11 protein-coding genes and 1 tRNA gene are annotated in these 9,823 nt (G+C 71.8%); 9 read left to right on the forward strand and 3 right to left on the reverse strand.

What is annotated here, in order from left to right:
• Positions 1-281 precede the first annotated feature (281 nt).
• The 8 genes from eno to NBZ83_RS25510 all read left to right on the forward strand — a co-directional run bounded on the left by eno (position 282) and on the right by NBZ83_RS25510 (position 7,857).
• Positions 282-1,565: a phosphopyruvate hydratase gene (eno, locus tag NBZ83_RS25475; RefSeq protein ID WP_261571080.1), complete on the forward strand. Its 1,284-nt coding sequence runs from the start codon at positions 282-284 to the stop codon at positions 1,563-1,565.
• A gap of 5 nt (positions 1,566-1,570) precedes the next feature.
• Complete coding sequence (locus NBZ83_RS25480) at positions 1,571-1,945, forward strand: FtsB family cell division protein (protein WP_261571081.1); 375 nt, start codon at positions 1,571-1,573, stop codon at positions 1,943-1,945.
• 136 nt (positions 1,946-2,081) lie between these two features.
• Positions 2,082-2,681, forward strand: coding sequence for a DUF501 domain-containing protein (locus tag NBZ83_RS25485; RefSeq protein ID WP_261575943.1), 600 nt, complete (start codon positions 2,082-2,084; stop codon positions 2,679-2,681).
• A complete protein-coding gene (locus NBZ83_RS25490) occupies positions 2,678-3,892 on the forward strand; it encodes a Ppx/GppA phosphatase family protein (protein ID WP_261575944.1) in 1,215 nt (404 codons plus the stop codon). The genes NBZ83_RS25485 and NBZ83_RS25490 overlap by 4 nt, the downstream gene beginning before the upstream one ends.
• Positions 3,889-4,713, forward strand: coding sequence for a uracil-DNA glycosylase (locus NBZ83_RS25495; protein WP_308203401.1), 825 nt, complete (start codon positions 3,889-3,891; stop codon positions 4,711-4,713). The genes NBZ83_RS25490 and NBZ83_RS25495 overlap by 4 nt, the downstream gene beginning before the upstream one ends.
• A gap of 166 nt (positions 4,714-4,879) precedes the next feature.
• Positions 4,880-6,388 carry an NAD(P)/FAD-dependent oxidoreductase gene (locus NBZ83_RS25500; RefSeq protein WP_261571084.1) on the forward strand — a complete coding sequence of 503 codons (1,509 nt, stop codon included), beginning with the start codon at positions 4,880-4,882 and terminating at the stop codon, positions 6,386-6,388.
• A 332-nt stretch (positions 6,389-6,720) separates the two neighbouring features.
• Positions 6,721-6,795: transfer RNA gene (locus NBZ83_RS25505), tRNA-Leu, on the forward strand.
• Between the two features lie 303 nt (positions 6,796-7,098).
• Complete coding sequence (locus tag NBZ83_RS25510) at positions 7,099-7,857, forward strand: Bax inhibitor-1/YccA family protein (protein ID WP_261571262.1); 759 nt, start codon at positions 7,099-7,101, stop codon at positions 7,855-7,857.
• Between the two features lie 66 nt (positions 7,858-7,923).
• Here the strand turns inward: NBZ83_RS25510 and NBZ83_RS25515 are convergent, their stop codons facing one another.
• A complete protein-coding gene (locus NBZ83_RS25515; protein ID WP_261571261.1) occupies positions 7,924-8,334 on the reverse strand; it encodes a PPOX class F420-dependent oxidoreductase in 411 nt (136 codons plus the stop codon).
• 84 nt (positions 8,335-8,418) lie between these two features.
• Positions 8,419-8,646 (reverse strand): DUF4287 domain-containing protein, encoded by a 228-nt coding sequence (locus NBZ83_RS25520; protein ID WP_261571260.1) that lies wholly within the window; start codon positions 8,644-8,646, stop codon positions 8,419-8,421.
• Between the two features lie 109 nt (positions 8,647-8,755).
• Here NBZ83_RS25520 and NBZ83_RS25525 point away from each other — a divergent pair, with 109 nt between their 5' ends.
• Positions 8,756-9,136: a hypothetical protein gene (locus NBZ83_RS25525; protein WP_261571259.1), complete on the forward strand. Its 381-nt coding sequence runs from the start codon at positions 8,756-8,758 to the stop codon at positions 9,134-9,136.
• A gap of 36 nt (positions 9,137-9,172) precedes the next feature.
• On the opposite strand, the gene NBZ83_RS25530 is transcribed toward NBZ83_RS25525, so the two are convergent.
• The coding region (locus NBZ83_RS25530; RefSeq protein ID WP_261575945.1) for an SGNH/GDSL hydrolase family protein at positions 9,173-9,823 on the reverse strand (651 nt) is incomplete at its 5' end.

The following is a 9,823-nucleotide window of genomic DNA, read 5'->3' on the forward strand; positions in this document are numbered from 1 at the left end:
GTCGCGGGCAGCGGACCCCGACTGGAACCCGACTGGAACCCGGTCGGAACCTTCCGCGACGCGCCGGGATCAGCGCCGCGCCGGCGGGGGCGCGACGGTAGTCTCGCAGCGACCGGTTCGTCCGGACGGCCCCGCTCGTCCCGCGGCATGGGCCCGCCACGCCGTCGGGCGTGCCGCGGTGTCCGGTGCGGTGCGGGTGCTTTCGGGGCGTCGGTCCGCGGCGGTCTGTTCGGTGCCATCGTGTCGTCGCGTTCGAGTTGTCGCATTCGGAGGTCCTAGCCGTGCCGTCCATCGAGGCTGTCGGAGCCCGCGAGATCCTTGACTCGCGTGGCAACCCCACCGTCGAGGTCGAAGTCGTCCTGGAGGACGGGACGTTGGGCCGCGCCGCGGTCCCCAGTGGGGCCAGCACCGGTGCCTTCGAGGCCGTGGAGCTGCGTGACGGAGAGGACCGTTACGGCGGCAAGGGCGTCACCAAGGCCGTCGGTGCGGTGATCGAGCGGATCGGCCCGGCGATCATCGGGCTGGAGGCCACCGAGCAGCGCCTGCTCGACCAGACGCTCATCGACCTCGACGGCACCCCGGGCAAGTCCGCCCTCGGTGCCAACGCCCTGCTCGGTGTGAGCCTCGCGGTGGCCAAGGCGGCCGCGGCCGCCAGCGGGCTGCCGCTGTTCCGCTACCTCGGCGGCCCGAGCGCTCACCTGCTGCCGGTGCCGATGTTGAACATTCTCAACGGCGGCGCGCACGCCGACACGAACGTCGACATCCAGGAGTTCATGATCGCTCCGATCGGGGCGACCACCTTCTCGGAGGCGTTGCGCTGGGGCGCCGAGGTCTACCACGCGCTCAAGAGCGTGCTCAAGGCCCGGGGCCTGGGGACCGGCGTCGGCGACGAGGGCGGCTTCGCTCCCAGCCTGCCCGCCAACCGGGAGGCGCTCGACCTCATCGCCGAGGCCGTCGACAAGGTCGGCCTGCGCCTGGGCTCGGACATCGTCCTCGCCCTCGACGTCGCCTCCACCGAGTTCTACGCGGACGGCGCGTACACCTTCGAGGGCAGCGCCCGCACCGCCGAGGAGCTCAGCGACTACTACGCCGACCTCGTCGGTGCCTACCCGATCGTGTCCATCGAGGACCCGCTGGCCGAGGACGACTGGTCCGGCTGGGTGGCGCTGACGGAGCGGCTCGGCAGCAAGGTGCAGCTCGTCGGGGACGACCTGTTCGTCACCAACCCGGAGCGGCTCGCCCGCGGCATCGCCTCCAAGGCGGCCAACGCCCTCCTGGTCAAGGTCAACCAGATCGGCACGCTCACCGAGACCCTCGACGCGGTGAACCTCGCCCACCGCGGCGGCTACCGGGCGATGATGTCGCACCGCTCCGGTGAGACCGAGGACACCACGATCGCCGACCTTGCCGTCGCCGTCGACTGCGGCCAGATCAAGACCGGCGCCCCGGCCCGCACCGAGCGGGTCGCGAAGTACAACCAGCTGCTGCGGATCGAGGAGGAGCTCGACGACGCGGCCCGCTACGCCGGTGCCGGCGCCTTCCCGCGGCACGGGCAGCCCGCCTGATCCGCGTGCCGCCGCCGCGTGCCGCGTTGACCACGAGGGCGACCCTGCTCGCCGTCGTGATCTGCGTGCTGGTCCTGACACTCGCCTATCCGCTGCGGCTGTACCTCAAGCAGCAGAGCAAGCTCTCCGAGCTCGCCCGGACGAACGTGCAGACCCAGACCCGGGTCAACGAGCTGCGCTCCACGGTCGAGCGCTACGACGATCAGGCCTGGGTCTCCGACGAGGCGCGCCGGCGGCTGCACTACATCAAGCCGGGCGAACGGGCGTACCTGATGCCGGCCGCCCCCACCCCGGCGCCCGGCGGCGACGGCGAGCACGGGGGATCGTCCGGCAGCTCGGCCTGGTACGGCCGGTTGTGGTCGGAGATCGCGGCGCCGTAGGCGCGCGTGCTGGCGGCTCCGGCCCGGGCTCATCCGCAGATCTGCGGTGCCCGTGGATCTGCGGTGCACCGTGGATCTGCGATGCTAGGCGGCGGTAGCGGTGCATGGTCGCTGTCCCCGGGAGGAGTGCGTCGCGGTGCGGGAGGAGAACGTGGTGTCGACGGCGGTGACGGCCGCGGAGGTCGAGATCGTCGGGCGACAGCTGTCCCGTGAGCCGCGCGGGGTCCTGGCCGTCGCCCACCACTGTTCCTGCGGGCTGCCGGACGTGGTGGAGACCGCTCCGCGGCTGCCCGACGGCTCGCCGTTTCCCACGCTGTACTACCTCACCTGTCCCCGTGCCGCGGCGGCGGTGTCACGGCTGGAGGGCGCCGGAGTCATGCGGGAGATGACGGCGCGGCTCGCCCACGACCCCGAGCTCGCCGCCGACTACACCGCGGCGCACCGGGACTACCTCGCCCGCCGCGACGCCCACGATGTTCTGCCCGGCGCCCCGAGCGCCGGCGGCATGCCGGAGCGGGTCAAATGCCTGCACGTCCTCGTCGCGCACAGCCTGGCCGCGGGGCCAGGGGTGAATCCCTTCGGGGACGAGGCGCTCGCCGCCGTCGGCGACTGGGGCCAGCGGGGGCCGTGCGTGGCCGCGGGCCCGGCCCAACCGGTGGGAGCAGTCGGGACTGCGGCGGACTCGGCGGACTCGGCGGGGACCGCGGAGACGACGACGGGAGAGGTACCGGCATGAGCCGCGTCGCCGCGATCGACTGCGGGACCAACTCGATCCGCCTGCTGGTGGCGGACTACGACGGGTCCAGGTTGCACGAGCTGACCCGCCGGATGGAGATTGTCCGACTGGGCGCCGGGGTGGATCGCACCGGTGAGCTTGCCCCCGAGGCGCTGGCGCGGACCTTCGCCGCACTGCGCGACTATGCCGCCGAGATCGAACGTCTGGGCGCCACCCGGGTGCGGATGGTGGCCACGAGCGCCACCCGAGACGCCCGCAACCGCGGCGAGCTGGTTGCCGGCGTCCGTGCGATCCTCGGGGTCGACCCCGAGGTGATCAGCGGGGACGAGGAGGCGGCGCTGTCGTTCGGCGGCGCCATCGGCGATCTCGTCGGCGGATCGGGCCAGTTCGGCGGGCCGGGCCCGGCGGGGGCGCCGAGCCAGCCGGATGCGTCCGACCGGTCGGACGCATCCGGGCAGCCCGGACCATCCGGCAGTCCGGGCCCTTCGGACGCGCGCGGAGCATCCGGCGTCGGGCCTGGGGCGCCAGGCCCGATGGGAACATCCGGCCAGCTCGGAAAGATCGGTCTGTCCGGCACGGGCGGCGTCTCGTCGGTCGCCACCCCGATCCTGCTCGCCGACATCGGTGGGGGTTCGACGGAGCTCGTGTTCGGGGACGCACGCGGCGTGCGGGCGGCCCGTTCGGTGAACGTCGGCTGTGTCCGGTTGGCCGAGCGCCACCTGCGCGACGACCCGCCGACCCCGGCGCAGGCCGCGGCGATCGTCGCCGACGTGCACGCCGCGCTCGACCTCGCCGCCCAGACGGTGCCGCTGACCGAGGCCGCCACCCTGGTGGGCGTCGCCGGGACCGTCACCACCGTCGCCGCTCTGGCCGCCGGGCTGCAGGGATACGACGCGGATCGGATCCACCTGTCGGTGACGAGCGCCGAGCAGGTTGCCGCCGTCACCGAGCGGTTGCTGGGCATGACGCACGACGAGCGGGCGGCGCTTGCGGTGATGCACCCGGGGCGGGTGGACGTCATCGCATCCGGCGCGCTCGTGCTGCGCACGCTGGTCGAGCGCACCGGCGCCGCGTCGATCGTCGCCAGCGAGCGGGACATTCTCGACGGGATCGCGTTGGCCCTGGCGATCGCCCCGCCAGCCGCGAGCGCCGCCGTGCCGCCGCCGACCGCGCCGTTCCTACCGACTGTGGCCGGTCCCGCCGCGGGATGACGGCCGGCCCGCGGCGCGGCCCCGCGCGACCGGGCGATGGCTGGCCGGGTGACTTCGCGGTCCCGACCACTCCGGTTGCCGCGTCGCCCGCGCTGGTGCGCGAGCTGGCCGCCGGCGCCTCCGACACGGCTACGCTCGACGCCCGGATGTCGGTCTGCCGCGCCTGCCCGCGCCTGGTCGCCTGGCGGGAGGAGGTCGCGCAGGTCCGCCGGGCCGCGTTCGCCGTCCAGCCGTACTGGGGGCGTCCGGTGTCCTCGTTCGGTCCGGCCGATGCCCGAATTCTGATCGTGGGCCTCGCCCCCGCCGCCCACGGCGGCAATCGCACCGGGCGCATCTTCACCGGCGACCGCAGCGGCGACTGGCTGTTCGCCTCGCTGCACCGGGTCGGGCTCGCCACCCAGGCGACGTCGCAGTCCGCCGGGGACGGCCAGCGACTGCGGGGCACCAGGATCGTCGCGGCCGTGCGCTGCGCGCCACCGGCGAACAAGCCGACGACGGCGGAGCGGGACACCTGCCGCCCGTGGCTGGTCCGGGATCTGGAGCTCGTCCGGCCGACGCTGCGGGTCGTCGTCGTTCTCGGCGGCTTCGCGTGGACGGCGCTGTGGCCGGCGCTGACGCAGGCTGGGTACTCGGTACCGGCACCCCGGGTGCCGTTTGGCCATGGGGCTCGGGCCGACCTTCCCGAGGCCGGGGTCCGTGTTGTGGGTTGCTATCACCCGAGCCAGCAGAACACCTTCACCGGACGGGTCACCGAGGTGATGCTGGACACGGTTTTCGGCTCCGCGGCGGCACTGGCAGAAGTGGGTGAGCGTCGCCGCTAAGTCCTCGCGTTGTGGTCGCTGACACAGCACGTGAGCCACGGCACTGCCGCGATGGTCGCGAGATGGGCCGAAGGACCTGGCGAATTGGTGTCCTGCGTCACGGAATTGGCTGGGTCGGCGGCCTCGACGCAGGGTGTAACTCGGCCCCCGTGGGTACCGTTTTCGCATGGGCTATGGGCAGGCACCGCACATCCTCATCGTCGGCGGGGGATACGTCGGCATGTACACGGCCCTGCGGCTTCAGCGGAAGCTGGACGGAGACGAGGCGACCATCTCCGTAGTCGAACCCAACTCATACATGACCTATCAGCCGTTTCTCCCGGAGGCGGCCGCCGGCAACCTTGAGCCACGCCACGTGGTCGTTCCGCTACGTAAGGTCCTCAAGGGATGTCGGGTCATCAGCGGTCATGTGGTCGCAGTGTCGCATGTGCAACGCACGGCATCCGTTCAGCCGTTGCTGGGCGAAACTTTCGACCTTAAGTACGATATTCTGGTTATATGTCCTGGTTCGGTGGCGCGGACGCTGCCGATCCCGGGTCTCGCCGAACAGGGAATCGGATTCAAGAGTGCGGCCGAGGCCATCTATCTCCGAAACCAGGTAATCGGCCGGCTCGACGCGGCCGCTTCGGCGACCGATCCCGCGGTGCGGCGGCGCGCGCTTACCTTCCTCTTCATCGGTGGCGGATATGCCGGAATTGAGGCGCTCGCCGAACTTGAGGACATGGCGCGTGATGCATGTTCTTATTACCCTGATCTGGAGCCCGCGGATATGCGCTGGGTTCTCGTGGAGGCGACGGGTCGCATTCTTCCGGAGGTCTCGCCCGCAATGGGGCTGTATACGGTCAAGCAGCTCGAACATCGCGGAATCCAGGTAAAGCTGAACACCAGGGTCGAAAGCCTGCTCGACGGCCACGTCGTTCTCGACGACGGAGAGCGGTTCGAGGCCGGCACCGTGGTGTGGACGGCGGGTGTCAAACCCAACCCGATGCTCGCCCGGACCGATCTCCCGCTCGACGACCGCGGCCGGCTGCGGGCCACCGCCTTCCTCCAGATCGACGGGGTGGCGGACGCCTGGACCGCCGGTGACTGCGCGGCCGTGCCCGACCTGACCAAGGGCGAGGGGGTGACCACCGCGCCGTCCGCCCAGCATGCCGTCCGCCAGGCCCGCCGGTTGGCGCAGAACCTCCTCGCCGAGCTGCGACACGAGCCCATCAGGCCCTACGAGCACAGCTACGCCGGCAGCGTGGCCTCCCTGGGGCTGCACAAGGGCGTGGCCGAGGTGTACGGGGTCAGGCTGCGTGGCTGGCCCGCCTGGCTGATGCACCGGACGTACCACCTCAGCCGGGTGCCCACGGTGAACCGCAAGGCCCGCGTGGTCGCAGACTGGACCCTGGCGTTGTTCTTCCGCCGGGAGATCGTCTCGCTGGGCTCGTTTGCCGACCCCCGGGCGGAGTTCCGCCGGGTGGCGTCCCCCGAGCCCGCCACGGCTCCCGAGCGGCCCGCCGAGGCCCTCGACTCGCGCGCGGCACCGGGCACGCCGGCCGGGATCGACGGCTCCGCCGCAGGTTCCACTGCCGACGAGGCCGCCCCCACCGGGTCCACCTCGCCGGGGGCGCCCACGCCGGCCGCCGCTGCGGCGGAGGCGAACTCGCAGGCCGCGCAGCCGCGGAGCTGACTGTCGTCCGCGCCCGCGGGCCGCGCCCCGACCGCACCGCGGCCGGTGAATCCCCGTCTCTCGGGGGGTTCACCGGCCGCCGTCGCTTAACGGCACCAAGGTGGGGGCGGCATTCCGGCAACTCCGGACTGGCCCGACGCCGCTAACGAGCTGCGAGCTCGGCATTCCAGCGATCTGGGTCGTCCACTGATCGGTGGGGATGGCAATGCGGCAGCACCCTAGTCACGAAGAGTCACGCTTTCGGTGGGGCCGCCATCTCCGGACCACTTTTTCCGCGATGTGTTATTCCCAGACCCTACGCAGCATGGTAGAAACATCAACGATGTAGACGAGCCGGTGTATCCCAACTGGTAGAGGAGGCTGTCCTAAAAACAGCTCGAGTGTCGGTTCGACTCCGACCACCGGCACAATCCATTGCTGACCGCCCGCGTGCGTTGGTGAACGCCGCGGGTGATCGGCATGGAAGGCTTCGTCGTCATGCTGGGGTGAGTCGCGGCGAGGGGGGCGCAATGATTCCTTGCCCGCCCCCGTCCGTCACTTTCCGTTCTGGATTAGTTACAACTTTCGCGGCTGGTCGGGTTCCCCGGCCGGGCCCGGTGTCGGCCGACCGGCGGGAACCTCCCCGGCACCAGGTTCGTTGCGGGGGTTGACATGTGTACCAGATGATGACGGTGGCGTCGCCCCGGTGGCGACCGAGAGGAGCCGGCTCGATGGCCGACCTTCGTTCCTCCAACCCCGTGCTGCGCCGCGGCGGGTTCGCGCCGCCGCCGACGCCCACCCCGGAGGAGCTCGCCAGCCATTACCGGCAGCCGACCACCCTCACCATCGACGACGTCGTCGTGCACACGCTGGGGTTGTTCGCCCTGCTGGGCGTCGGCGGTGCCGTCGGCTGGGTGGTCGGGCGCGATGCCCCGGGCATCGCGCTGGCCGCCGGTCTCATCGCACTGGTCATCAGCCTCGTCGTCTCGATGCGCAACCGGCTGCGCCCGTCCCTGGTCATCGCGTTCGCGCTGATCGAGGGCGTCGCGGTGGGGGCGATCTCGCGCTACTACGAGGACGCCTTCGCAGGCATCGTCCCGCAGGCCCTGCTCGGCACCGGGCTGATCTTCGTCGTGATGCTCCTTGCCTACCGCAGCCGCCGGCTGCGGGCCACCCCGCGGATGGCCCGCGTCGTTACCGGAGTGCTGCTCGGCGTCGTCCTGCTCAGCCTGGTCGACCTGGTCGTCAGGGCGGTCAGCGGCAGCCACCTGCCGATCATCAACGACGCGACGCCGCTGGGCATCCTGTTCAGCGTGCTGGTGCTCGGCGTCGCGAGCCTCCAGTTCATCCTCGACTTCGACTACATCGAGCGGGCGATCGCCGGCGGCGCACCGCGTTCCGAGGCGTGGCGGGCCGGTTTCGGCCTGCTGATCGGCTTCGTCTGGGTCTATCTGGAGATGCTGCGGCTGCTGTCCAAACTGCGCCAGTAGGGTCCGCGCCGCGCCAGGTGGAGCCCAGGGCGGGCCGGCAGGCCGGCCGCAGGGGGCCGGATCGGCTCAGCCGGAATGGTCCGGGCCGGCGGCGGTGGGAGTGATGCGCAGGATGCAGCGTTGGTCGCGGATCATCGCCGCCCGGTAGTCGTCCCAGTCGGGATGCTCGCCGGCGAGGTCGCGGTAGTAATCGACCAGCAGTTCCATCGCCGTGGGCAGCCGGACGATCTCCGCGGTGCCGGTGATCTGCACCCACGGTCCGAAGAAGTCGTCCGGCAGCACGCAGAGCCGCACGGTCGGATCCCGCTCGACATGCCCGACCTTGTAGGCGGTGAGCCTGGTGCTGATCAGTAGGCGACTCTCGGTATCCAACCCGACCGACACCGGCGACATCTGCGGGCTGCCGTCCCGACGGGTGGTATTCAGGACCGCCCGGTGATGATCGCGGACGAACTCGGTAGCTGCGACGAGGTCCATGCGCCCATTGTCGTCGACGGGACGTGGTGCACCCGGCGGGGGCGCCGTGGCGGGCCGTCCGTGCCGGCCACGGCGCCACGGTGCCTACGCCCGGATTGCGCGGCGCCGCAGGTCCGCCTCGTGGACGAGGGCCGCCGCGAAGCTGTGCGGAAGATCATGCTCGGCGCGCAGCCAGTTCACCCGTTCGGCGAAGCGCAGCAGGCCCGGACCGTCGTCCAGCCGGCTTAGCCAGTGGTTCACCCCGTGGCCCGTTACCTTCGGGATCCGTTCGATGAGGGTCTGATGGGTCTGCGGGGAGCGGTTCAGCGACATGCGCGCCTCCAGAAGTGAAACCCGACGTCAACGGCTCATGTCGCAAGGGTGCCCCAGGCCACAGCAAAGGGCAAGGCCCCGTTCGCGGCTCGTGGGGTATCATGCCCGGATGTCCGATGAGGTCGATGATCTCAGCCGGGAGGCGGATCTGCTCATCCGCCGCATCCGGGGATGGGCCGGCTCGTCCTGGGACGTCGCGGTGGGTTCGGGGATGACCCGGGCGCAGCGCACGGGTCGGCTCCTCGACGAGCTGGCCGCACTCGGCGAGCGCATCGGCACGGGTGCCCCCGCCGGGGCCCGCCCGCCGAGGCTCGCCCCCCACGCCCTGCCCGACCAGCTCGCGGTGCTCGCCGAGGACCTGCTCGCCGCGCTGGCCGCCGCCGATGCCGCCCGCCCGTCCGTCCGCGAGGTGCTGGCGGACGCCCACGCGGCGGTGACCCGGGCGCGCGCGGACCTTGACGGCGCCGGCTTCGGGTTCCGCGTGCGCTGACCGCGGCCGGCCGGCCCAGACCCGACCGTTGCGGTGTCAGCCGAGTCGCCAGGTGCTCCGGATGTTGTCAATCACGTGCGCGGCGGCGATCGATGCCCCGTCGAGGGTCAGGTGTACCCCGTCGTGGGATCGGGCGAGCACGGCCTGGCCGTCGGCGGTGGTCAGGTAGTCGCTGTAGGCGCCGTCCTTCGACAGCCACGGGGCCAGGTCGAGGTAGCTCGCGCCGCTCACCCCCGCCGCCGCGGCCGCGGTCGCGGCGTTCAGCTGGCGGAAGTAACCGTTCAACCGGTCCGAGCGGGCCGGGGGCAGGCTGAGCCAGAGCAGCCGCCTGGCTCCGTCCGCGGTCCAGATCCGCATGACGACGCCGGCCCGCCGCTGGTACTCGGCCGCCCACTCGGCCGATCCGGCGGGCAGCACCGTGCCGTCGGCGAGCGTGATGCCCTGCCCGTCGTTGCCGCCCATGGTGACGATGACCAGCTCCGGGTTGCGCTCGGCGACCTGGACGCGGGCATGGGCGGCCCAGTCGAAGAAGTCGGGCCGGACCAGGCCGGTGCCGAACCGGGTCTCGGTCTGGGCTCGGACCGTGTCCGGCGCCGTGTTCGTGATGGCCGGGCCGAGGGATTCGGTCAGCGAATCGCCGGTGACGAGCACTCGCAGCGGGTCGGCGGCGGTGGGCCGGCGCAGGGG

It is taken from the genome of Frankia gtarii (assembly GCF_025403375.1).
GTDB lineage: Bacteria > Actinomycetota > Actinomycetes > Frankiales > Frankiaceae > Frankia > Frankia gtarii.